Origin of the sequence: Sphingobacterium populi, from assembly GCF_001586775.1 — a bacterium.
Lineage (GTDB): Bacteria > Bacteroidota > Bacteroidia > Sphingobacteriales > Sphingobacteriaceae > Sphingobacterium > Sphingobacterium populi.
On record NZ_LQXS01000002.1, the window covers coordinates 186,677 to 211,953 of the forward strand.

At 43.0% G+C, this 25,277-nt stretch carries 13 protein-coding genes and 2 tRNA genes; 7 read left to right on the forward strand and 8 right to left on the reverse strand.

The features are described 5' to 3' along the window. Positions 1-24: 24 nt before the first annotated feature. Both A0125_RS05155 and A0125_RS05160 read right to left on the reverse strand, forming a co-directional pair. Entirely contained in the window at positions 25-1,206 is a 1,182-nt protein-coding gene (locus A0125_RS05155) for a site-specific integrase (protein WP_066753207.1), read from the reverse strand. A gap of 213 nt (positions 1,207-1,419) precedes the next feature. Further along, positions 1,420-1,493 (reverse strand) — tRNA-Arg (locus A0125_RS05160). Positions 1,494-1,760: 267 nt separating this feature from the next. On the opposite strand from A0125_RS05160, the gene A0125_RS05165 reads away from it, so the two are divergent. From A0125_RS05165 to A0125_RS05195, 7 genes are all read left to right on the forward strand, one after another. After that, positions 1,761-1,845 (forward strand) — tRNA-Ser (locus A0125_RS05165). 473 nt (positions 1,846-2,318) lie between these two features. Further along, complete coding sequence (locus A0125_RS05170; RefSeq protein ID WP_082784908.1) at positions 2,319-3,521, forward strand: ROK family transcriptional regulator; 1,203 nt, start codon at positions 2,319-2,321, stop codon at positions 3,519-3,521. A gap of 5 nt (positions 3,522-3,526) precedes the next feature. After that, positions 3,527-6,832 carry a SusC/RagA family TonB-linked outer membrane protein gene (locus A0125_RS05175; RefSeq protein ID WP_066753213.1) on the forward strand — a complete coding sequence of 1,102 codons (3,306 nt, stop codon included), beginning with the start codon at positions 3,527-3,529 and terminating at the stop codon, positions 6,830-6,832. Between the two features lie 12 nt (positions 6,833-6,844). Beyond that, positions 6,845-8,539, forward strand: coding sequence for a SusD/RagB family nutrient-binding outer membrane lipoprotein (locus tag A0125_RS05180; RefSeq protein WP_066753215.1), 1,695 nt, complete (start codon positions 6,845-6,847; stop codon positions 8,537-8,539). Between the two features lie 86 nt (positions 8,540-8,625). Further along, on the forward strand, positions 8,626-9,201 hold the full coding sequence (locus tag A0125_RS05185; RefSeq protein ID WP_066753217.1) for a redoxin domain-containing protein: 576 nt from the start codon (positions 8,626-8,628) through the stop codon (positions 9,199-9,201). A gap of 2 nt (positions 9,202-9,203) precedes the next feature. Then, positions 9,204-10,535 carry a c-type cytochrome gene (locus A0125_RS05190; RefSeq protein WP_066753219.1) on the forward strand — a complete coding sequence of 444 codons (1,332 nt, stop codon included), beginning with the start codon at positions 9,204-9,206 and terminating at the stop codon, positions 10,533-10,535. A gap of 89 nt (positions 10,536-10,624) precedes the next feature. Beyond that, the gene (locus A0125_RS05195) at positions 10,625-13,114 is read left to right on the forward strand and encodes a carboxylesterase family protein (RefSeq protein ID WP_082784909.1); all 2,490 of its coding nucleotides are present in this window, start codon (positions 10,625-10,627) and stop codon (positions 13,112-13,114) included. Between the two features lie 68 nt (positions 13,115-13,182). On the opposite strand, the gene A0125_RS05200 is transcribed toward A0125_RS05195, so the two are convergent. From A0125_RS05200 to A0125_RS05225, 6 genes are all read right to left on the reverse strand, one after another. After that, positions 13,183-15,102 (reverse strand): SusD/RagB family nutrient-binding outer membrane lipoprotein, encoded by a 1,920-nt coding sequence (locus A0125_RS05200; protein ID WP_066753222.1) that lies wholly within the window; start codon positions 15,100-15,102, stop codon positions 13,183-13,185. 24 nt (positions 15,103-15,126) lie between these two features. After that, positions 15,127-18,240, reverse strand: coding sequence for a SusC/RagA family TonB-linked outer membrane protein (locus tag A0125_RS05205; protein ID WP_066753225.1), 3,114 nt, complete (start codon positions 18,238-18,240; stop codon positions 15,127-15,129). A 1-nt stretch (position 18,241) separates the two neighbouring features. Beyond that, complete coding sequence (locus A0125_RS05210) at positions 18,242-19,426, reverse strand: ROK family protein (RefSeq protein ID WP_066753229.1); 1,185 nt, start codon at positions 19,424-19,426, stop codon at positions 18,242-18,244. A gap of 249 nt (positions 19,427-19,675) precedes the next feature. Further along, entirely contained in the window at positions 19,676-23,068 is a 3,393-nt protein-coding gene (locus A0125_RS05215; protein ID WP_066753232.1) for a DUF1080 domain-containing protein, read from the reverse strand. A gap of 9 nt (positions 23,069-23,077) precedes the next feature. Further along, positions 23,078-24,346 (reverse strand): Gfo/Idh/MocA family oxidoreductase, encoded by a 1,269-nt coding sequence (locus A0125_RS05220; RefSeq protein ID WP_066753235.1) that lies wholly within the window; start codon positions 24,344-24,346, stop codon positions 23,078-23,080. A gap of 97 nt (positions 24,347-24,443) precedes the next feature. Then, entirely contained in the window at positions 24,444-25,259 is an 816-nt protein-coding gene (locus A0125_RS05225; RefSeq protein ID WP_066753238.1) for an endonuclease/exonuclease/phosphatase family protein, read from the reverse strand. Positions 25,260-25,277 lie beyond the last annotated feature (18 nt).

Sequence of the window (25,277 nt, forward strand, 5' to 3'; positions counted from 1 at the left end):
AAAGCATGCGGAGGGCGCTAAAACCTAATCAAAAATATCATCAAAATTGTTCATGAGTTGTACTTTACGTTGATCAGACATTTTAAGATATATCATGGTGATTCTTATATCGCTGTGCCCCATAAGATCGCAGAGGGATTTTACGTCTCCACCTCTTTCAATAAATATGGTACCGAAAGTATCTCTTGCACAGTGATAGGAAATACGTTTATAGATTTTTGCATGAGCTGCTATCACCTTAAGCATTCTATTTATCTGTTGGTCACTTGATTTTGTAAAGATGATACCCTCGCGATTGGCAATTAAGGATTGAGCTGTCAAGGAAATTGGCAGCTTGATCTTTTTACCATATTTTCTGCCTTTGTGGGGATTAATTAATAGAAATCCATTTTTTATTTGGTCGGATCTAAGGCTATGTGTGTCTGATATCCTGATTCCTGTTAAGCAACTAAATAAAAATCTTCTGAGTACTTCATGCTCTTCTGGAAGTAAATTTCCGCTACGAAATACGTCCATTAATCTCTTCAATTCATCTTGAGTTAAAACTTCTCGGTCACCTTGAATGTATCTAACCGGTCTAAAGTGATCGTAAGGGTTTGTTTTAATAAGTCCAGCTTTAACTGCCTTATTCAAATAACCTTTAATATCTTTATGATAGCCAGAGATTGTATTATGTGCTTTATATAGCTTTCGAAAGTATGCATCTAATGCTTCAATTTTATTTGTGGTAATTTCATCAATGGGGATGATATCAGAATTCCAGAACTCAATTAATTTATTGAAACTAACTCTGTGCCTCTGAAATGTTTCATATGTAATGATCCCACTTCTAACGTTTTTTAAACCAAGTTCTCGGCAAAACATTAGGAAATCGGTATTTGAATCAAGTGATTTCAAATTCGTGACAATATCATCGATACTGATTGATAAGTCGTTTACATAAGCATTGATGATGATTTTGTGAACAAGGCTTTTATATTGACCGATCGTCATATTGTGGGGATGTACGTCAGGGTCATCGGAAAATCTAGGTTTTAACCGTTCATTCGATTTATCGAAGTATTCAGCAGTCCATACAATTCCTGTGAAGAAATCAATTTTTTTTCCCTTTTGATAAAGCCTAAGAAATACTTTCTGAGTTCCGTTTGCTTTCTTTTTACTGTCTAATGCCACATAAAATTTGACATCATTGTTCTGATCATTCATAACAAATAGCGTTGCGAAGTGCGATATTTTTTAAAGAAATACTTCTGGAGCTATTCGTGCTTTAATTTGCGATTGATCTTTGACGAACGGTAATTGTATGGTTTCCAGCTGTTTACGATAACGTTGTAAACTTGGTACTTCGCAAGTATAAGTACGTTGCGAAGAAATTTTACTAGTAAAAAGTGCCTTTAAACATGTTTAAAGCACTTTTAGTACGCCAAAAGGGATTCGAACCCCTGACCGACGGTTTAGAAAACCGTTGCTCTATCCAACTGAGCTATTGGCGCGCCTTATTGTGGAGCAAAAGTAGCTATTTGTCGCAGCATTGCAAAATTATTTTGTCAAATTCTACGCCTTAAGTATATCCTAAAAGGATATATCCGAAAACAGATCTGCGCAGAGTGCTAGCATTCTAAAAACAAGAAATTATGTAGCAAATTCTATTTAGTTGCTATACAGTGTATTATTTCCTTAATTGAAGAATAGTTAAGTGTTGAGTCAAATATTTTGAAATTAAATTTTGGGAATCTGTACAGAATTTCTACTTTTGTCGCGGAGAGTTGGCAGAGTGGTCGAATGCGGCAGTCTTGAAAACTGTTGACTGTCACAGGTCCGGGGGTTCGAATCCCTCACTCTCCGCAAGAAAATCCCATCAGAAATGATGGGATTTTTTGCGTTACGAATATTTTTCTTTTAGAATTGGAGTGCTGCCATCTTCCCGTTTGGCTGATCTTTTCAAACGTAAAAGACTGTGTGCGATATAGCGCAAATATGTGTTGATATGTGGCGTATATCATTTATGCATTAAGGTAATACGATTTATCTGGTAACTCAATATCAGTTTAATCGTTCTTCTACTTAAGAATATCGCGTTAAGGTTCGCAGCATGCTGGCCTCAACAACCATTATCGTACAATAAAGGTACGATCTGACTTTTGTCAAATTACCTTTCGAAGGACTTACAATAAATCCGATTTAAAATTTTCTTTATAAAAAAATTAAAAAGATTTTAATTTGATAACAATTTGTTATTATCTTGCTGCCACATATTATTAACAAACCAAATCTTATTAGCCTGTTACGTCTACCGTGCAAGCTCTTATTTTCTACCAATGGCGAAATCAATTAGCCAAATAATGCGGTGTCTATCGATAAATCGTGGGCATTCCATTGCAGAGCTATCTCTACTGATAAACAAGAGTATTCCTAATATTACAGGAATAATCAATCGATTGCTAGATGCAAATCTTGTGGTCGAGCAGGGGTTAGCACCATCTACTGGGGGCAGAAGAGCGCAACGTTTTGCATTAAATGTTGCGCAACTTCCTTACGTTCTTTCCATTGCAATAGATCAATATTATACTTCCTTCGGCGTGTATGACATCTCGGGCAATCCTATTTGTGCTATTAAGAATATTTACAATCCACTAAAAAACACAAAGGAGGCATTTAATAAGCTAATCGAATGCTGCAGAACCTTTGTTGCACAGTACGGCAGACAACAAATATGTATGATAGGATTGTCTATGCCTGGATTCATCGATTCGCGTACAGGTGTCAATAATTCTTATCCGCAGTCCGATTCTTTTCATAACCTTAGAGAAGGTTTGCAGCGTTTGTTGGATGTGCCCGTAGTTGTCGAAAATGATTCGGTTGCTATAGCTATGGCCGAGAAGTCATTCGGTGCCCAGAAATATGCAAAGGATCTTTTAGTCGTCAATCTAAATTGGGGAGTTGGATTGGGAATCATCATAGACGGTAAGCTTTTTAAGGGGCACAGCGGTCATGCGGGAGAATTTAGCCATATTCCACTAGCCGATACAGAATTGCTATGTTCTTGCGGGAAGCGAGGATGCCTTGAAGTAAGCGCTTCTCTAATTACGGCGCTTACGGCCGTTGTAAAACGTATTGACAAGGGCGAGCCATCGTTACTGGCAGTAACTTATCAGCAAAACGGATCGATAACAGGTGATGAATTTATAGAGGCCGTAAACCTAGGAGATCAGCTTGCTGTAGAAGAAGCTCAGAAGATCGCTGGAATGCTAGGTAAGGGTATAGCGACACTCATTCATATTATCAACCCACAGTATATTACCATAAGTGGTCGTGGAGCGAAAATGAACGCCATTCTATTGCCAGAAATACAAATTGCCATTCAAAAATATGCGATACCGCATATTGCACGTTTTACACAAATAATTATATCCGATATTGAAAATCCACAGCTTATTGGGACCTATGCCTTAGCTGTTTATGAACTCGATTTCTCTACCATAACCGCCTATTCATTAGCCAGCACATTACCAAATCAATAATAATTATGAATCAAATCAATTTCAAAACATGCGCTTTGCTACTACTAATGGTATTTGCCATTGGTGCAGTATTCGCGCAGCAGTCACAGATCACCGGTACGGTGAAGGATGTGAATGGACCTCTACCGGGAGTTACGGTAACGTTGGTCGGAACGAATCGTGTTGCTCAGACGGATGGTCGAGGGCGCTTTACAATTACGGCTACTTCTGGAGATCGTTTGCGCTTCTCTAGTATTGGCTTTATTTCTGCAGAACTTCAGGTCGGTTCTGCGCCTACTATCGATATACAGCTCCAAGCCGACGCGGGTAATATCGATGAAGTGGTCGTTACCGGATTGGGCGAGCAGAGGGAGCGCCGCCAATTGGGTTATGCCATGACACAAATTTCGGGTGATCAAATTAGACAAACCAATGCAATCAATCCTATTGCTGCTTTACAAGGTATGGTACCAGGATTACAGGTGAACGTCGGAACTGGCGGGCCGCAATCTTCACCACGTTTCCTAATCCGTGGTGCAGGATCTTTAGACCCATTCGGAAATACCCCGCTAATCGTAGTAGACGGTATCATTATGGATGAAGAGGTCGTATTACCACACCGTGGTGGTGATCAGGATTTCGGTAACATTTTGAAAAACATCAACCCTGATGATATCGAATCTATTTCAGTGTTAAATGGCGGTTCGGTAACGGCATTGTATGGTAGCCGCGCGAGTAATGGTGTGATCATGATTACTACCAAAAAAGGTTATTCGCAGCGCGGTTTTGGTATCGGACTGACACATACGCAGGGTTTTGATCAACCGTATTCTACGGTTAATTTTCAGGATATTTATGGTCCAGGAACCAATCCCAATGCAGAGTATGTGGTAGGAGCGGATGGGATCGAGCAGATACCAACTACCAATTATGCTTACAGTTTTGGTAAAAAATTCGATGGTCGCCCAATACGCGACGTAGATGGTCGAGTAGTACCTTTTCAGGTAAATAATCATCCGTTAGATATTTATGAGACAGGGCGTTATATGAATACCAACTTGTCATTGCAAGGTGGAAATGAGCGTACAACTTTCCGTTTTTCATATTCTAATGCTTATGCCAAAGGTGCTTCCCCTAATAATAGACTGGATCGGAATAACTTTAATCTTCGCGCTACGCAAAGACTTGGTAATGCAATTCAGTTGGATGGGGGAGTTACGTATGTTAATAGTGCGGCGTTTAACCCGCAGTATGGAGGTGATCGCTGGAACATGAACAACAACCTGCTGTACCGTTTATCGTTCGGGTTACCTAGACAATATGATTTGTTATACTGGAGAGATAACTATATCGATCCAATCAATGGTGGAGTGAATACCGATGACGCTTCGGGCCGTACTTCGCTGCTTTTCAATCTTTACGAACAAAAGCAGATGAATACCGAAGATAATTTTAGAGGTAACTTAAATAGCCGTATCAATTTTACGGAATGGCTTACGCTCGAAAGTAATTTTAGCGCCAACCTTTTTGCTACCAACCGCCAGATTATGAATCGTGGTTTTGAAGATCGCTTTGAAGGTGGTAACTACAGTAACTATAGTAGTAGAGTTCTTCAAACTCGTTACATTAACAGTTTGCGTGCCAATCGCTCTTTCGGAGATTTTGATGTAATGGGACAAGCAGGTCTAGAATTAAATCACTCCTCACGAAATGGTATCAATTCGAGAACCGATGGTATGCTGATTCCTGATGTATTCAGATTAAGCAATTCGCGTTTGCGCCCTATCACCACTGAAGATAAGCCAAACCAACAGCGTTCCGTATCGGCTATCTTTCAAACAGCGGTCGATTACAAAAATGGTCTGACCCTGAATTTGTACGGGCGTAATGACTGGGATTCGAGCTTGGTGTATCCAGATGGAACGGGTAATTACTCCTACTTCTACTACGGAACGGATGCGGCTTGGGTATTCTCCGATATGTTAGGTCTTACCGGAGATGTTTTATCATTTGGTAAACTACGTGCTTCCTACAATCAGGTAGGTAAAGGAACTAATGTATACAACGCGATGACTGGCTTCTATACGCCTCGCGATCCTTACACACAAGGTATCTCAGTTTATAACTTTGATTCTAAGCGATTAGGAAATAGCAATCTTCGTCCAGAGCGTAGTAGCACATGGGAAGTAGGAACAGAAATGAAAATGTTCAACAACCGATTTGGTGTTAATGCGACGTACTATAGCCGCGACACTAGAGATCAAATTATTGATTTGCCCGTATCTCGTGAGAGCGGTGTAACTAGAGCATTAATCAATAGTGGCCATATCCGCAACTACGGTATAGAGCTTGGTGTGCATGGTACTCCTGTAAAAGTGGGAGACTTCTCCTGGGATACATTCTTCAATTTTACACGTAATCGCGATAAGATATTGCGACTGGCACCAGGCGTAGATATCCACGAGTTGGAGTCGGATGATGGTATTCGTACCATTGCGAAAGTAGGAGGTTCTTATGGTACAATGGTATCCAACTACGGACATGCGCTTTTCCAAGCGAGAGATGCGAGTGGCAATCCAGTTGATCATGTGAATAATGGTAAAAACGTGATGACTTTGTTAGGCACAAACATGGGTAGATTCGTTCGTTCTCAAGATTATGGACAAGGACTGGAAAGAGAAACGGTTATTGGATCCGTATTGCCTAGCTTTATGGGAAGTATTATTAACCGTTTCAACTACAAGTCATTTTCAGTAAGTTTTATGCTAGATGCTAAATTTGGTGGCTACGTTTACTCACCGACATACAACTATGGTATGCAAACTGGTCAAATTGCGAGTTCGCTTTGGGGTAGACCAGGCATGGAGGGTAGTGTCGAATTCACTAATGCAGCTGGCAATCAAGCTTGGGGCGTTGTACCTGATGGTGTATTTGCACAAGGTACACGAATTGGCGGACAGGATGTTGGCGGATTAACCTACCAAGAAACCACCGATCGTGGATTAACAGTACCGATCAGTGACGTAAATTACTACAACTCATCTTACGGATGGGGTACAGGTATTCGTGAGCGCTCTGCATTCGAGTCATCATGGATCATGGTTCGTGATGTATCTGTCAGTTATGACCTGCCACAGACAGTAGCTAGCAGACTTAAGTTGAACAATTTGAGATTGACCGTTAATGGTCGCAATTTAGGTTTCTTATACAATTCATTGCCTGATAATTTGAACCCTGAAGATTTGCGCTCTACATCTGCAGCAGCATCTATGTTAGGTGGAGGTACACCATTAATGAGAAACTTCAATTTCACTATCAATACCAATTTCTAATACACCTCTGTTATGACAATTTTAAAAACAGTAAAATATATCACCTTTGCCCTTGTCGCACAGGCCACCATCTTGGGATGCAGCCGAGACAAGTTTGCAGAGTACAATACAGATCCCGATGCGGTACTCAATCCGCCGGTAGATTACTTATTTACCCAAGCCGTTATCATGACGCAGGATAACGATATGGAAGCCTTTTATGATAACTATAGCTACATTAGTAGATGGTCTCGAGTCTTCTTGCAGATCACTGGTAATAGTGTTGGGGTGACCGACAACGCGGCCAACGCGAACAATCGCTATGGGAAGTTTTTTGAAGATATTGGGCCATTGTTGGTGGATGTACAAACGCTCATCGACCGTATGCCCGAAGACGAAAAAGCGAGAAATGTATATAAAAGAGCGATTCCAAGTGTTCTCAAGGCTTGGCAGGCGTGGTATGTGTCAGATGTAAATGGTAGCATTCCATATACAGAGGCATTCCAAGCGCGCTATAATGGTACCTTGCGACCAAAATATGAAACGCAGTCGGAACTATTCACCATCTTCGATCAAGAATTGAAAGAGGCAGCGACTATTCTAAGCACACCACAGCCAGTGGAGCAGTTCAGCTACGGCGATCAAGATTTGTATTTTAATGGTGACGCGGCCAAATGGGCAAAAGCAGCCAATTCATTGCGGCTGATGATTGCTTTGCGATTGATGAAACGTGATCCAGCAAGATTGCAAGCTGTAGTACAGGATGTACTGAATCACCCTGCCGGATTGATCGCTAGCGCTGATGACGATTGGAGTTTAACAGCTCGCCCGAACTTCACGCAAGGAGGTAACTGGAATATCACCGGTAATGGTCGCCTTTTCGTTGGTGAGTCAGGCGTGGTGAATTACATGTGGAATAATGAAGATCCAAGATTACGCTTTTTCTTCCGTCCTAATCAATGGAGTGAGGAAAATTTCCAGCGTGCGAAAGAGCAGAATGTAATTCCTGCAAATGCTGTTTATAATCCAAGACGTTACTACGGCCAATACTCTAACCCAGAAGCTGCGGAAGATCCTACGAAAGCGCGATTCTTTGCGCCATTACAGATTCGTGATGGTGAAAATACCATTACCTTAGATACCGTCTCACGCATACAGGATCGCTTATTTCAGCCAGAGAATAATGGAGGAACAGGAATTGGTATCTTTCCAGTGCTTACCTATGCAGACCTATGCTTTATAAGAGCAGAAATCGCCCAACGCGGTTGGTCTAGCGAAAATGCGAGCGAATGGTACACCAAAGGTATCGAAGCCTCGTTGCGTTTTTATGATAAGCTTGCTGCATCAACACAAATTGTGGATTACGTAGCACTAACCGACGCAGAGATCGCTGCCTTTAAAGCCAAACCGGGAATTGCCTACAATGCAGCTACTGGATTGGAGCAAATCGTGTTACAAGCATATTTGAATTACTTCCGTAACTTCAATGAGGCTTGGGCATTGGTAAAACGTACAGGTATGCCAAATAAAAATACAGCGCTAATGTTCGAAGATTGGACAAATACCGGCAGCGTATCAAAAATGCCTCGCCGATTTAATATTGGTTTCCCAGTGACTGGAGAATACAATTTTGATAATAAAAAAGCCGCTATTGACCAAATGATGAGTGATCCAGAGTTTGGACAACCATCCGATATTCAAGGAAGAATATGGTGGGATAAACAATAAATCTAATAATTGCAATAGCACCAGCTTTTATGCTGGTGCTATTTGCTTACTACCAAGCAATACTTATTTTTAAATAAATTTCGGTTATGCCTATTACTTCAACTCTACGCAGCTTGCTTGTTTTCATTTCCTTACTATTGAGCCATGCGTTGGTAGCACAACAGCATAATTTCGAGAAGCACACATTGCTCGATATTTTTACCGAATTGCCTTATCATATTGATACACAAAAGCCTTTAGTGCTTTTTTTTCTGTCGCCGGAGTGCCCTCTCTGTCAAAACTATACCCAAACCATCATCCAACTCAATCAGCAATACAAATCAAAGATCCAATTTTTGGGCATTTTCCCTGGTAAAGCCTATGCTCCAGATGTGATCCGAAAATTCGCCGAAAAATATGCATTAGATATCGCGCTGTATCAAGATTCCGATTTTGAATTGACGCGAGATGTAGGAGCTACTGTCACGCCCTCAGTAGCCTTATACAATACAGAAGGCGTACAATATTTTGGTGCCATTGATAACGCCTTACAAGAATTAGGAAAAAAACGTGTCGTAGTCACCGATTTTTACCTGAAAGACGCTATTGAAAGTTTGCTGCATCACGAACCTATTCGAATCAGCAAAACGGTCGCAAAAGGCTGTTTCATTAACATGCGATAACGATGAAAACATTTATTATTCTCCTATTTGGGTTTGTCAGCCTATGGTTTCCCTTCGATTTGCCTGCACAGACTTTTTTTAAAGATGTACGACCAATCATTCAGCGTAAATGCGTGTCTTGTCACCGAGATGGTGAAGCAGCACCATTTCCATTGGTTAGCTATGATGACCTAGCCAAGCGGGCTACTTTTATTAAAGAAGTCGTGCAATCGCGCTATATGCCACCTTGGAAAGCAGATAATGATTATGTGCATTTCGACAATGATCGCTCGCTCACCGAAAAAGAGATCCAAACCATTGTATCTTGGGTAGATGCTGGTGCAAAAGAAGGAAAAAGAAATGTAAGAGAAAATCAACCTGATGCGGCTCCATTCACGGGTTATGGTCGTGCTGCCGATATGACATTGGTCACCGCAGACACCTTTTTAGTGAAAGGTAATAACCGAGAGCGCTTCGTAGAGTTCAAGATTCCTTTTGAATTGGAAAGATCGTTTAACGTGGAGGCCATCGAATTCTACTCCAATAATAAAAAACTCGTTCATCATGTTAACTATGCGGTTCAAATCATTGAAGATCCCGCAATAGACATTCATGCTGCTCCAGCGATCGCTAATCATACCGATGGAGAAATAAGATATAATGATCCCTATAAAAAGTTTAAGCGAAACATGGCTTACTATGGCGGCTGGATTCCGGGTGCTTCCGCAGAAGCTTATCCGCCAAAAATAGGTTGGAAGATGCCAAAACGCGGCGTGATCTTATTAACCGTTCATTTTTCCGCTACACCGATTGATGAGCTATCGGTCAATGGCGTTCACTTGTTCTTCACGGATGTACCAGTGGAGCGAGAAGTAAAAGTGGTCAGTTTCGGATCCGGAGGAATAGGGGAACTGGATATTCAGCCTTCCTTCTTTATGATTCCTGCTGATAAAGTCAGTCATTACTCCTTGAAATTTAAAAATCCCGGGGAGGATCTTTCCATGCTCTATATATGGCCGCATATGCATTACATCGGCAAATCTTTCAAAGTATATGCCACATTGGAGAATAATGATACCATCCCGTTAGTAAATATCCCAGACTGGGATTATCGATGGCAAGAAATGTATCGGTACAAAAAATTCATGAAAATTCCGAAGGGCGCAGTTATTCATATGGAATGTGCATATGACAACACCGCAGCTAACCCTTTCAATCCTTTCTCGCCACCGCAAAATATTTTCTCCTATTCCAATATGAAATCCGATCAGGAGATGATGACGCTCTTGATGATCTATTTACCCTACCAACCAGGCGACGAAAACCAGCATACAGCAATAAACAACGAACCTTAATTATACTTTAGTAAACAATCTATGAATAGAGCAGACACAAGACATTTTCTCCACTTAAACCCGCCCTCACGTGGCTCTGTACCCTCGGAATGGCGCTGACGTTGCAAGCGCAGAAAAAACACACATTCACCGAAGGATTATTTCTTCAAATTCCATTCAATTACGGTCGAGAAGCAGTTTATGCTGATTCCTTTCTAGGCCAATTTTATCAAAATAGCATAGAAAATCCAGCAGAAGGCAAGTCGTGGACGGGCGACACCGAATCCTCTTGGATGAAAATTACGGCAGATACCGCAGGTTTCTTTCGGCCGCAAAGAAATGCGGGCGGAAATTTATCTAACCCCAATAATCCTCCTGGGCCAGGTCGCATTGCAGTACAAACGGAAAATGTGCCACGCACCCCGGCGCCACAAAGGCGAGGATTTGGATCAAGTTATTTGTACTTGACCTACCAAGCTGCTAAAAATCAAGATGCAGTATTAAATATCAAAGGTAATAGCGCGGTAGTGGTGAATGGTGAACTGCATGCAGGCGATCCATACAGAATGGGCTGGCTCAATATCCCAGTGCGTCTTAAAAAAGGAAAGAATGAATTCTACGTGCGTGGAACGTTCGTGGCCGCAGAACTGGTTTTCCCTGAAAAATCTTTATTCTTAGCTACAGAAGATTTAACGCTTCCAGATATCGTCACTGGTCGTGATAATGCAGCTTTGCTGCTCGGTGTTACGGTAGTGAATGCGACGGATAAAGCAATGACAAACACCATAATTAGAACTACAGTTGCTGGCAAATCGCTAGAACGCGAAATACCGGCTATCGCGCCACATAGCACGAGAAAGGTGATGGCAGCAATTGACGGATCTGGGGTACAGCAAACGGGTGACATCGCGGCATCTATTGCGTTGGTGCAAGGTGCGAAAGTAAAAGACGAACAAGTCATATCCTTACGCTCTTTGGACAATAGCCAAGCCTATCGCATCACCTTTGTTAGTGAGATCGATGGTAGCGTGCAGTATTATGCAGTAAATCCAGCCATTGGCGGAGATGCAGCAGATAAAGGCTTGTTTTTCTCGGTGCATGGTGCAGGAGTAGAAGCCCTAGGACAAGCGCAAGCGTATGAATCCAAAGATTGGGGTACATTGGTAGCACCTACCAATCGCCGACCACGCGGCTTTAACTGGGAAGATTGGGGCAGATTGGATGCGTTGGAAGTATTAAGCCTAGCAAAGAAAACTATTCAACATGACGCAAAACGCGTCTACTTGACTGGCCATTCGATGGGCGGCCACGGAACGTGGTTTCTCGGCGCTACTTATCCTGACAAATGGGCGGCGATTGCACCTTGCGCTGGTTACCCAACCTTGAAAGGATATGGCTCGGCAGATGGAATTATCCCAGATCAAGGAGGTAATACATTGGAAAATACTTTGCTAAGATCGAGCAATCAGAGCGATGTCATCGCATATGCCACAAATTATAAACCTTTGGGCGTGTATGTACTGCATGGCGACGCAGATCGTACCGTTCCAGTTACATACGCTCGACAAATGAGAGCCGTATTGGGCAGTTTTCACCCCGATTTTAATTATTATGAATATCCGGGTGGATCGCATTGGTATAGCAATGAAAGTGTGGATTGGAAACCTCTGTTTGACTATTTTAAATGGCATCAGCGCAAATCGGACAGCGAGGTGAACGAAGTGGATTTCAAGACCTCGAATCCGGGTATTTCAGCCAGCTACTATTGGGCTACCATTTATCAGCAGGAAAAGGCGTTGGATTATTCACATATTCAACTAACTCGCGATTTGGAAAAGCGCCAAATAATCGGAAAAACGGATAATGTTAAAATGTTGAAGCTTGATGTCTCTAACTTTGGGCAAGAAGGAATGGTGACAATCGTACTGGATAGTTTGAGCCAAATTGAATCGTCTTTGGCGCAAGTGCAAGACGGTCATATCTATTTACTGAAACAGTCGGAGAATTGGCAAATCGTAGCAGCGCCCAATTTAGCAGATAAAGGTCCGCATCGCAACGGCACCTTTAAGGAAGCTTTCCAGCATAATATGGTTTACGTCTACGGTACAAACGGGACGGCAGAGGAGAACGCGTGGGCATGGGAAAAAGTGCGTTATGATGCTGAATCCTGGTATTACCGCGGCAACGGTTCGTTTGATATCGTAGCCGATAAGGATTTTGATCCAGCTAAATATGCTGATCGCAATATTATCTTGGTTGGAAATGCTAAAACAAACAGTGCGTGGAGTATGTTGCTGGCAGATTGTCCAATTCAAGTTGATGCCGGCACGTTGAAGATGGGCGAAAAAGTGCTTTCAGCCAAGGATTTTGGCGGATATTTTGTTTGGCCAAAGTCAGGAAGTACGAGCCATTCTATCGGCGTCATCACCGGGACTGGTATAACAGGAATGAAAGCAGCTACGGCCAATCAATATTTTGCAGGTGCGAGCGGATTTCCAGATTATATGTTTTTCTCGATTGATATGCTAACGAAAGGTGCATCTGGCTTAGTAGATGTTGGATTTTTTAACAATGACTGGACACTGGCAGATAGTCATTAATCAGTCCAGTAAATAAAAATAAAGGCCATCTATTTAGATGGCCTTTATTTTTATTTATCGATAATATGTTACTGTTGCTTTGCCCACCAAAGCGGAGTAAGCACCGCGTCGGGTCCGCCCAAAGCACTCACAGCTTGATTGTATCCAGCTTCATTATTGTTGCGTAGCGTTGACGGATAGTTCACCCGTTGTGGAAAGAAACGTATGCTACTCGTCATATAATTACTAGCGTTCAAGTCCGGCATAGTTACGATCGGTTGCTCTACAGCAGGATTCTCAAAGAATGGTAAACCTAGGCGACGGTGATCGCTCCAAGTTTCTAGAGGTAAGTACGGGTTTTGAGCAATAAACTTCTGCGTGATGATTTTGGTCAACGCATCATTGCGTACTGCACCATCGCGGTACAAACCATTCGACGGATAACGAATTTGTACTGTACCTGAAGCACCTGTTTCACCATCCACAAACTGCATGGTATGGGTATTTCCCGGCTCTATGGTGTGTGTCCAACTCACTGATGTGCCGATGCGGTTATAGTCTGTACTTGTTAGATAATTGGCTGCGTGCGCAGACAAGTTCCAGTACGTAAAGTTAGCGGTTACTCCAGCCTCATACGCTACTTGTGCTGACATTGGCACAGCCCATCCACGTAGTGCAGCTTCGGCAATCAAAAAACTTGTTTCCCAATTGGCAAAAAACACACGGCTGTTGGTTCCATTTCGGAATTGGTTTGTTAAGCGAGGCATGGCACCTGGCCATGCCCTTGCCTGATTTCTCGCGCCTTTTGCAGCCCAGTCGCCTGGCGCAAAAGCATTCCAAGTAAATGCAGCGTTTATCGTACGATATGTGCCGGTGCCATCATTATTTAGCAGGTTGCGAGTGGTTGCGCGTGCAGTCGCTTGATCTGGGCTAAAATTAAATTGTGGATTGGTGAAATCTCCTGGAATGGCAAAGCTGGCGTAGGCTCGTGGATCAATTACTGCGGGCAATCCATCTAACCAGTATCCGGCAGAAGGATCATTGGTGGCTGTGGCAAAATGGTTTGGGTAATATATTCCGATATAATTCTCTGGTTTTATGTGATCGGTATATGATGCACCTAAAGAAGTAGCCGTATGTATACCACCTAAACCAAGATATAAGTTATTCAACGTAGCGCTGAGTATAAATGGATTCCAAGTACGTGTCATTACACCTGCAAGAGGATTAAAAGCTGTTCCTAACTCAGCAACGGAAAACATATCGTCTGCTGTTGCGATGTAGGGTTGAGATACAGCTGCTTCAAATTCTGTCCGTGCCTTAGCCGCATCTATCTCAGACAGACGCATCGCCAAGCGCATGCGCATAGAATTGGCATACTTCTGCCATTTAACAAAGTCAAAACCGTACGCAGGATCAAATCGACGCACATCTGCTGGTACAGTTACTGAGGTATTGATCGATTCGCTTGCTTCGCGCAATTCGGTAAGTAAAAAATTATAGACATCCTGCACAGAAGAGTACGTAGGATTGTGCCCTTGCCACCCATCTAATGGGATGGGCCCAAAGGTGTCGCTTAATTCACTGAGCAAATAAGCCCGCCAAATTCTCGCCACTTGCAACATATTGTTTGTATGCGGTACATCGGCATTCGCTGCTATGCGCTGATTGGCTAAATCTACAGCTGAGTAGATGCTGGCTAACCAACCTGACATATAACTTCTTCCATAATAATCTACGGACCAACCGTCGTTGTGTGCACCACTAACAATGCCACCACCCAATTGCTGGCGGCCTGCAGTTTTCCAATATAATACGAAAATGCGCTCGGCGATATGTGGATCCTGCTGAGCACCAGTGATCGATCCATTAATGAAATATTCTATCTGAACTTGTTGATTATTAGCGCCATTGGGATCATTGTTTAGATCTTCAAAATCCTTGCAGGAAGATAATATTGCCAACGATGCTAGGACGAAGATCATCCCTCTTTTTAATGTTGTTTTCATATCAAAATCTTTTTCTCGAACGCGTTAAAACCCTAGTGAAAATCCGAAGATAAATGAGCGCATAGTGGGAGGAGCGCCATTTTCAAATCCGATGGCATTACTTCCAGTAGCGAAGGTAGATTCGGGATCTATACCATCGGTCTTACTGTGAATCATCCATACATTGTTGCAAGAGGCGAAAATACGAGCGCTTTGAAATGCAGATTTGCTCAAAATTTTTCTTGGGAAATTATAATTAACCTGCACATTGCGTAGACGGATATTAGTTGCATCATACAGGTACTCCTCGTGTATACCTAAGTTGTTAGCAGTGGCGATTGCGGTGTAGTACTGTTGTGGTGTTACCGCAGTTTCGTTTTGAGTATAATTGCCAGCAGATCCAACTGCACCAGCTACTACAAAATTCTCGCGATTCCCATTTTGCGCCGTGATCGCTGCCGTGCCTACGCTTTGCATTCCACGATGTGTACCAAGGTACATTAGGCCACCAAAGCGCGCATCGACCTGAAATGACAAGCCAAAGTTTTTATAGGAAAAGTTATTTATTATGCTAGCCATTTCGCGTGCTTGTTGCTCACCAAGGTATTCTGGATTTTCGGCACGGATTGGTAGTCCTTGTTCGTTAAGCAGCAATTGTCCGTGAAATGGACTGCTGGCGTCATCAACCCGACGATTACGATGACCCCAAATTTCGCCATACATGCCACCTGTTCTAGCGAAGAATGTCAAATCGTCAAAACCACCGATCGAATAGCGGTCGACATCAAAATTGGCAGCAATATCTATTACAGAGTTGATGTTGCGACTGAGGTTTAGTGTGGCGTCCCAACGGAAAGAACTTTCTCTGTTAATGATGTTGGCATTTGCCATAAGTTCCCAACCTTTGTTCTGTATGTTTCCACCGTTAATTTTGCGCGCGGCAAATCCGCTTGACGGATCAAGCGGTAGGTCTATGAGCTGATTAAAAGCGTTCGATTTATACCAACTCAAATCAAGAGATATTCGATTCTCGAATAACCGAACTTCACCACCAAATTCGATATTACGGATCAACTCATTTCTCACCATCGAATCAAAGAAAATGGGTTGTGGATTTGCAGTAATATTTCCATTAGGATCACCGCCAATCTCATAAAGGTTGTACAGTTGATATGGATTCATATCATTACCTACTTCGGCATACGATGCGCGTAGCTTGGTATGATTTAACCACGTAGGTAGGGTACCGCCAGCTTTCGTAATATGTTCGGTCAGCACATAAGATAAATTGAACGAAGGGTAAAAGAATGACCGATTATCTGGATGTAGAGTGGATGTCCAATCATTTCTAAAAGTAGATTCTAAGAATATAAAAGCATCGTAGTTAACTCCTGCTGAGGCAAATACAGAATTAATTTTCCGCTCAGAATAAAATGGAATAATGGTTGGTGCTCCGACAGAGTTAGTTGGTGTAAATAAGTTTGGAATTTGCAATTCACCCACATGAATGTTAATACCATCGGACTTTTGGTGCATTAAGTTACCTCCAAAAGTGGCGTTACCACCAAATTTACCCAAGATATTATCTTTTTGGGCTATTAATAGTGCTTGATAGTTTGTCTCGCGGAATACATTTTTGCCAGTACTAAAACTACCATTTTCGGATGATGGTCCGCCAGCGCGTTCTCGCATTTGTGTATTATTGGTATATAAGTCGGCGCCAGCTTTTATTTCGCCTTTTAACCAGTCGTTGAATTGATAACCGAGCGATCCGTTGAGTAAGAATCGATCCCTTTGATCTTCATTGCGGTTGTTGTCTAATCGCCAGTAGGGATTGAAGCTCGCGGCACCACCTTGGTACCAGATCATCTGGCCAAATTCATTGACATTATCTCGAAAATCTAAAATATTTAATGACCTTGGTAACATTTGCAAGGCATAGATGCTACTCCAATCGCGACCATTGATCGGACGATTGACTCCTTGCGTATTGCTATACTGCACCTTCACATCGGTATACCAGCGTTCGTCTGCACCGAATTTGGTGCCCATACGTGTGGTCAAGTTTGTTCGCGTAAAACGGTTGGTCGGTAGGATGCTGCGGTTATCTAATCGATTAACGGCGGTGTATATATTAGTATTTCCATACTGCTGTTGAAACGCCACATTATGATTTTGTGTTATTCCATTCTGCAAATACGCATTCAAATTGTCGTGGGCAGCTAGTGCTTCCTCTTGTCCATTCCATTTGGTTACTAATTGTCCTTCAATACGCGGACCCCAACTCATGGGACTAGTAGGATCAAATGCGCCGTTCAGTCCTTGACCAAACTGGTTTTGAAATTTTGGCTGCATAAAGATTGTTTCGATGCCCATATTGGAAGAGGCCGTGATTCCTAATCCTGCTTTAGAACGCCCTGATTTGGTAGTAATAAGGATAACGCCGTTACCTGCACGCGTGCCATACAAAGCCGCTGCAGAGCCGCCTTTCAAAATCGTCATACTTTCGATGTCATCAGCGCTAATATCACCAAGACCATTTCCCATATCTAAGCCAGCACCGAAATAGCCGTTCTCCGTCGTGCCAGTAAAATTGTTCATAGGAATACCATCAACAACTATGAGTGGTTGGTTATCGCCTGTGAGCGAATTAAAGCCCCTCAATACGATCTTTGCTGAGCTTCCAGCTCCATTACTTGAGCGCGCTACTTGCAGGCCAGCTGCTTTTCCAGATAAGGCATTTGCTAAATTAGCTTCACGGGTTTCCAATAGTTCAGCGCCTCCAATCTCTTGTACTGCATAGCCCAAAGACTTGCGTTCTCGTTTGATCCCCAAGGCCGTCACGACAACTTCTGCAATATCTCCAGTATCTTCGCTCAACACGACGTCTTGCACATCTGAGGTTATCATTACCTCTCTCGCGCCGTATCCTATTAAGGAAAATTGAACTAAATTACCGTTAGCCGCTCTTATACTGTAAATTCCATTCCCGTCTGTTTGTGCTTGTCTATCGGTTCCATTTACACGAACAGTAACGCCCGAGAGTGGTCCATTTGCATCAGTCACCCTCCCAGTGACGATTTGCTGTGCAAAAGCCGCCGGCATGCTGTACAGCATGATGAGCAGCATAGTGCAGTAAGTGATGTAGAATTTGTTCATGTTATAGTTGTTTAGTGTGTTTTGTTAGATTTTCATAATCGGCATTCTCAATGGCAAGACATGCACCGCCTAATAATTGGGGATACTCAATTTCTGAGATGGAAAACTGTGTTTGCCTGCGTAGCCTTTCTATAGTATATTTTCTGACAGAAGTTTGAATTGCATTAGGAAGAATATCTCCCAATCGAGCGCCGCGTCCGCTTAATACAATGTGTTCGGGGTTGATAATGTGAATCAAGGTGGCTAATCCTTTGCCAATTGCATACGCAATAGACTCAATAGCCGATAACGCCAAATGATCGCCCAACTTTGCTGCATCAATTAGGCACTCGCCCGTGATATGCCCGTTCTGCGCATAATATTCCATGAGTGACGACGGTTCACCTTTTGCTAATCGACTGTGGACATAGCTTATGGCAGAAATTAACGAAGCTTCTACTTCCAAACAGCCACGCTTGCCGCAAGAGCAAAGTTGTCCTTTTTCAGAAAGTGGAATATGACTAAATTCTCCAGCAAAACCACTATGTCCACGAAAGAGCTTGCCATCGATAATCATTCCTAAACCTATACCCCAATTAAGATTAACTACGAGCATATCTTTAGACGCCTGCTGCTTACCAAATCGCTTTTCGGCAATGGCGATCGCCGCCGAGTCATTCTCTAATAAAGTTTGTACGCCAAACGACTGCTCAAATCGGTTTTTGATATTGCAAAACGGATTTTCTGCCGGATAGGATGCATTAATGCCATGAGCCGTATCGACAAAACCTGGCACCGTCAATCCAATAGCAAATATTTTGCGCTTCCCAGCCTTGCTTTTCAATTCGTTAATAAGCGCTACCAGCTTCTCGAAAGCTCCAACATCACTTAATGTGTTTTTGATCGTTAGTATCTTACTATGATAACTATGATCAAAATTGAGTAAGGCGACGCTGCTATAGTATTGGTCGATCGCTACAGATATAATCAAAGGAAGATTGTCTACTTGTAATTGATATTGCAAAGCTCTTCTACCGCCAGTAGAACGCGCTAAACCAACTGGGGTGACAATGCCATCTATAGCTAATTCTTGCAGTTTTTTGGTTGTGCTCGGGATGCTACGCGTTATGTTATTGGCGATTTCGCTGATCGACTGTAAACGCCGATAGCATAAGGACTTTATAATAGATATTTTTGTTTCAATCACAACGGATAGGTTTGGCTACAGTGCGTATCGTTTCGCTAAGGCAAATCTATAGATAATAATTATCAAATAAAGATAATCTTTTAAAAATTATTAAAAAGTTTTTATTTTAATGATCTTGTGATGATAGGGCAGTAGTCCGCGGTACACGGTATGCTGTATTGATAAAAATGATTTACTACGTATGTGTACTAGGACATAAAAAAAGGAGCATCAATAGATGCTCCTTTTTTTTATGTAAACTTATTCGTTCTACAAGCGCTTTATCCGAATATTTCGGAAAAAGACTTCCGAACCGTGGCCTAAGAAACCAAGATGCCCTTTAGTATTCTTGAGGCCAGGATGGTCTTTGCCGTCTAGTGTACCATTTTTGGAGGCTTCGGCCAGATCGCCATCTAAGATCACGATTCCATTTAGCGTGACCTTAATGCGATTGCCTTTCAAATAGATTTCTTGCGTATTCCACTCGCCTAATGGTTTCAATCCTTCACGCTTAGCAGCAATAACTCCATACGCCGAACCGTGATATTGATGCTCTTTTAGATTTTTGTAGATATCGGCGTCATTATCCAAAATCTGAATCTCGGTGCCTACATAAGCTGCATCGCCTTCCAATGGCGTACGGATGCCCACGCCATTGTTGGCTCCTGAGGTAAGTTTAAAATCAAAGCGGTATACGAAGTCACCAAACTCTTCTTTGGTGTATAGATTCTTTCCGTATTTGGCTTCGGGATTAGCTCGTAAATAACCTTGTGGCGTGATTTCGTAAGCAGTAGATTCAGTCCATTTATCTAAATCATTACCGTCAAATAGCATTTCAAAACCTTCCTGTTTTTCGATGCCGGTGACTTCAAAAACTTCTTTGCGTGGCAATTCCTTAAGGTAAATGTCGCGATACCATACCTTTGAACCATGCGCCTGCAATTCGATCTGTTCCATTGGGAAAATAGATTGGTTGCCATCCCAATAGTTTTCCAATACCGTGCTGTCAACAACTTGCTCACCGTTTAACCATACCCACACTTTATCGCCGACCATTTTGATTTTGAATGTGTTCCATTCGCCTAGTGGATTATCCGCTACTTTCAATGGATCTTTTGCATGGGTTTTGTTGTTGTACAAACCGCCGGAGCCCACTTGTGCACCAACATTGACGCGAGAAATATCCCAGATCTGCACCTGTGGAGTGCCACGAAGGTAAATGCCAGCATCTGGCTCTTCGCCCTGAGGATCCAATTTCCAGTCTACCAATAGCTCAAAGTCGCCATATTGCTTATCGGTAGCGATGTTATCACCTTTTCCGCCAAAGATCAGAAGGCCGTCTTCAGCTGTCCAGCTGGCTTGCATATCCTGATCTGCCGCTACTTGTTTTTTACTTAGTTCTTGTGCTGACATTGCGTTTCGCTTGATCGGATTTTCGACCAAACCTTTCCAGCCACTTAAATCTTTTCCGTTAAACAAGGAGATAAAACTTTCTGATTTTGGCATCTCGGCCAAATGACGTGCGATAGCAGCAGCTAAGTAAGCGCTTTCAGCACCTGCCAGATTATCCATAGCTTGCGTTAGCATTTGCCGAACCATCGTACCGGTATATGCTCGGTTATCAAGCGCGATATTCATGACGGTGTTTGTGGCAGCACGTTTCAGATCCGGATCTTCCAAGAAACTACCGGCGAACATCAATGCCTGAAAAGTGCCTGTCGCTTGTAAACTTTGTAGTATTGTCCGTTTTTGTGCGCTGCTTTCTGCTTGCTCAAAAGCGTCCTTCAGGTACAATGTTTTCTGCTCTGGCGTGGCAGTACTGCCATTCACTTGCTTTACCAAGCCTGCCAGCACTACATTCAATGAAGTGCTCTTCTCTTCGCGAGAAAGTGCAATCAAGCTCGGTAGTGCCGCTGGTTCAGACCAGTTGGCCAAGGTGTTGATTGCGATCTCCCGATTAGAAGCTGTATTAAGTGCTTGCTGTACTAGCGGCAGGGCTTTATCATCGCCGGCGCCAGCAAAAATTGGAAATAGGAATACTACTTGTTTATTGTCTTCTAGCGAGAGGTTTGCTGCCAATTGCTCTATACGTTTTGATTTGTTAGCATCTGCCTGCAAGGCATTCACCACGGCTTCTTGTACATACGGGATCTCTTCTGCTGTCGCAGCAGTCGCCAATGAAAGGAGCTTCTCGATATGATTTGCATTAGCTAAAGTAGGTAATGTTTTGTAGGCTTGCTGACGTACCAGCGAATCAGACGAGGCCAGCAAAGGTAGCAATGATTGCATCGATTGTTCGTCAGAACGGGTGGATAAGAATTGCAACAAGATGATTTGTGTGGCTGCATCGGCAGTAGGCAATGCTTTTTGCACGGTTTGCACAGCAATGGGATCTTGCGTGCTCAGGAGTAGTTCTTTTATCGCCTCTTTGCTTTGCTGATCTACTTGTGTCAATTGCTGTATCATCAGATCCGTTGCGGCGGCGTTGTCTAATTGTATTAATGCATGCAATGCTGCCACTTTCACGCGACTATCTTTGATCTGTGGTAAGCTGTTCTGTACTGACTTGGCATCTTGTGCTTCGCCGTGATGGCTCAAATAATTAAATAAGCTTTCTTGTATATCCGGTGAGGCATTTTTTAGCATTCCTATTAATGCACGGGTATCTTTGTTTGTACCATATTCGCCCAATAGTTGCAGTGCGATACCACGATAGCTAGCGTTAGGGGACACAATGCCGCGCATGATCTCTTTCTTGGCTTTGTTGCTATTGATCGTAGCGGATAGCATTAATGCGCGTCCTTTAAGTGCAGGTGATTCGGTCACGCTACTTTGGCGGAAAACGGTATTCACGATTTTTTCCGTTGTCTTTTTATCACCGTCAGCTAATCGATTTTCGGCATAATCCAAGCTCAGCGATGCCGCAAGGGTAAGCTCAAATGCATACCTAACTTGTGCTGCTTTATCCAGAAACAATCTTTCGGAAGCGCTGCCACCGATTTTACTGAGTGCAATGAGCGCGTTGCGTTGAAAAGCAGTATTGGTGTATTGCTGGAGCGTAGCAATGATATCAGTTTCTGCCTGTTTGGCTTTTAAATCTCCTAAAGCAGTAATCAGAGCGGCAGCTTGCTTCTCACTTTTGGCATTTGGTAGGGCTTTTGCCAACGTTGCCACGGCTTCTTCCGAGCCTATAGCATGCAGCACTAGCGTAGCATCATCTACCAAATCGTCATCCGACAAATATGGTGCGATAATCGCCAAACTTTCTGTATCGGCTGTCTTTTTCAACAATTCTAATACGAAGGCTTTTTTCTCTTTGGCTTGCAATTGCGCAAGGCTGTTGCCTAGTCCTTCCACAAAAGTTTTGCGCTGGCTTTCTTTGCCGTCCTGCATCACGAAGTAGGCATACGAATTCAATGCATAGGTAATAGGAGTGATGTCGTTGTCTTTATTTTCTATTTCTGTTACCAAGGTGGCGATCTCTGCCGCGTTAAAGTGTTCGAGCTCCTGCATTGCCGCAGCGAATGCTTCCTGCGTCATCGCAGGTTGCTGCATGAGTAGATCCGCTATTTTGGTTGCGGTGGTTCGATCTGTTGGTAACTGCGCATAAGCAGCAGCCTGCAACAAGAAGAATAGGAGTAGTGTATATGTGATTTTTTTCATCGGAGTTTCTTAAATAGTCCAAGGTCCACGCATGGGTTGATTAATCAGGAGGTTGGCGCCCGGATCCCCAACAAACTCTTGCTTGTCGGAATCGTAATGTAATGTGCGATTCAGCCGTAATGCTGCCAACCCCAGGTTAACCAATGTAGCCGAATAATATCCATTTTGCTCATTAAGTGCAAACTTCTCGCGAGAACGGCATGATTCTAGAAAATCATCTACCTGTGGCGCTGGATCGGGATATTGCGATAGCTTGCGTTCTAGGTCGGGAATATCGGATACAAAACCTTTAAATAGTTTGCCATCGGGACCTTCGATGTAAGGTTTTCCTACCTCTGAGCCGTCTCCATCGAGTATGATCTGGCAGCCATCTGCATAAGTATACGTGATTTTGCGCCAAGTACCTACCGCGTCATAATGCTGTTGTGGAGCATCTACTTCGATCTTGATCGGGCTTTCATTGTCTTTGCCTAAGAAATATTGTACAGGATCCAAGTAATGCTGGCCCATATCTCCAAGCCCACCACCATCATAATCCCAATAACCGCGAAACGTGGTATGCACGCGATGTGAGCTATATGGTTTGTAAGGCGCTGGCCCAAGCCACATGTCATAGTCCAGCTCTGTCGGAATTTGCTCTTCGGGCAGATTCTCATTGCCCACCCAGTAGAATTTCCAATCGAATCCTGTATGCTTACTGATGGTTACTTTTAATGGCCAGCCCAACATACCCGTGTCGACCACTTTTTTAATCTTTTTGGTCGGTACTTGCATTCCGTAAAATATACTGTCGAATCTGAACCACGTATTCAAACGAAACATATTGCCGTGTTGCGCTACAGCTTCTTTTACACGCTTTCCTTCACCAATAGTACGCGTCATTGGTTTTTCGCACCAGATATCTTTTCCAGCGCGTGCAGCATCTACCGCCATGATGCCGTGCCAGTGCGGAGGTGTAGCGATATGCACAATGTCTACCTTGGCATCTTGGATCAGATCCCGATAATCTCGGTATTCTGTTGCCCGGTCTTTTAATTGTTTTTGCGCCAATGCTAAATGCCGCGTATCCACGTCACAAATGGCAACCGTCTTAGTGCCGGCATACTCAAAATGCCCGCGACCCATAGAGCCCACGCCAATTACTCCTTTGGTAAGATGATCGCTTGGAGCCAAGAAGCCATTTCCGCCCAACACATGTCTTGGCACGATGGCAAAGGCAGTGGCACCGACTAGCGCTTTCTTAATAAAATCGCGTCTTATTATTTTATTTGATGTCATGTTTTAGATGTTTTTCAGACATGCGTCCGTAGATTATTGGTATAGATGTAGATTATACTAATCGAAAGGATTAAGATAGATAAAATATCACAAATAGTTAATCAATACAGCGTAACACCGCTGTGACGGGTAAATGGTCGGAAGCATAGTGCTCTTGCACAACTTGATGCGACAGCACTTTCCAAGAATCCTTGATCCTGGTCAAGATAAAATCAATGGTTTTATTTGGATTAATGACCGGAATGGTGAAGCCACAGTCGCTACACGTGGGTTGGAGCACCTTTCTCAATACTGCAAAAGCTTCCTGATCTGTGGTCATATTCAGATCGCCTGCGATTACGATTGGATGAGGATTTTTAGCCGCGATTTCGACTAATTCCTTTGCTTGTAAGTTGCGATTTTGCGGGTTTCTCTGCGCATCCAAATGTGTCGTAGCGAAGGTTATTACTAGATCAGTATTCCACTGCACATCAATAGTCAGCATAATTCGTGGTTCGGACCTTGAGTCTGTTACCGACGAAAGACGATGTATCTGCGGATTAGTAAATGGTCGTTTGGAAAGTATTGCTTGCCCATATTCGCCACCATCAAAATCAATGGCTTTAGCAAAATAATAATACATGCCTAAGGCTTCCGCGATTAATTTCGCTTGATCGATTTGTCCGCTACGTTTGGTGCGTACATCTACCTCTTGCAACGCCACCAAATCGGGGTTTTGGTTGCGAATAGTAGCCACAATGGCATCAATATCGATTTTTTCTGCTATGCTAGGTGGATTTGCATGATGTATGTTGTAAGACATGATCTTCAGATCTTGGTCTCCCGATGCCAAAGGAGCATATTGTGCAGATACGTTTGCAATGGCAGAAAGCGTTAGTGTTAAAAGTAGTGCTACTTGTTTTAAGATATCCATATCGGTTTACTTGAGCGT

Excerpts from the sequence above, each read along its gene's own strand:
- A0125_RS05155 (WP_066753207.1), bottom strand. The coding sequence starts at position 1,206 with ATGAATGATCAGAACAATGATGTCAAATTTTATGTGGCATTAGACAGT.
- A0125_RS05170 (WP_082784908.1), top strand. The coding sequence starts at position 2,319 with ATGGCGAAATCAATTAGCCAAATAATGCGGTGTCTATCGATAAATCGT.
- A0125_RS05175 (WP_066753213.1), top strand. The coding sequence starts at position 3,527 with ATGAATCAAATCAATTTCAAAACATGCGCTTTGCTACTACTAATGGTA.
- A0125_RS05180 (WP_066753215.1), top strand. The coding sequence starts at position 6,845 with ATGACAATTTTAAAAACAGTAAAATATATCACCTTTGCCCTTGTCGCA.
- A0125_RS05185 (WP_066753217.1), top strand. The coding sequence starts at position 8,626 with ATGCCTATTACTTCAACTCTACGCAGCTTGCTTGTTTTCATTTCCTTA.
- A0125_RS05190 (WP_066753219.1), top strand. The coding sequence starts at position 9,204 with ATGAAAACATTTATTATTCTCCTATTTGGGTTTGTCAGCCTATGGTTT.
- A0125_RS05195 (WP_082784909.1), top strand. The coding sequence starts at position 10,625 with ATGGCGCTGACGTTGCAAGCGCAGAAAAAACACACATTCACCGAAGGA.
- A0125_RS05200 (WP_066753222.1), bottom strand. The coding sequence starts at position 15,102 with ATGAAAACAACATTAAAAAGAGGGATGATCTTCGTCCTAGCATCGTTG.
- A0125_RS05205 (WP_066753225.1), bottom strand. The coding sequence starts at position 18,240 with ATGAACAAATTCTACATCACTTACTGCACTATGCTGCTCATCATGCTG.
- A0125_RS05215 (WP_066753232.1), bottom strand. The coding sequence starts at position 23,068 with ATGAAAAAAATCACATATACACTACTCCTATTCTTCTTGTTGCAGGCT.
- A0125_RS05220 (WP_066753235.1), bottom strand. The coding sequence starts at position 24,346 with ATGACATCAAATAAAATAATAAGACGCGATTTTATTAAGAAAGCGCTA.
- A0125_RS05225 (WP_066753238.1), bottom strand. The coding sequence starts at position 25,259 with ATGGATATCTTAAAACAAGTAGCACTACTTTTAACACTAACGCTTTCT.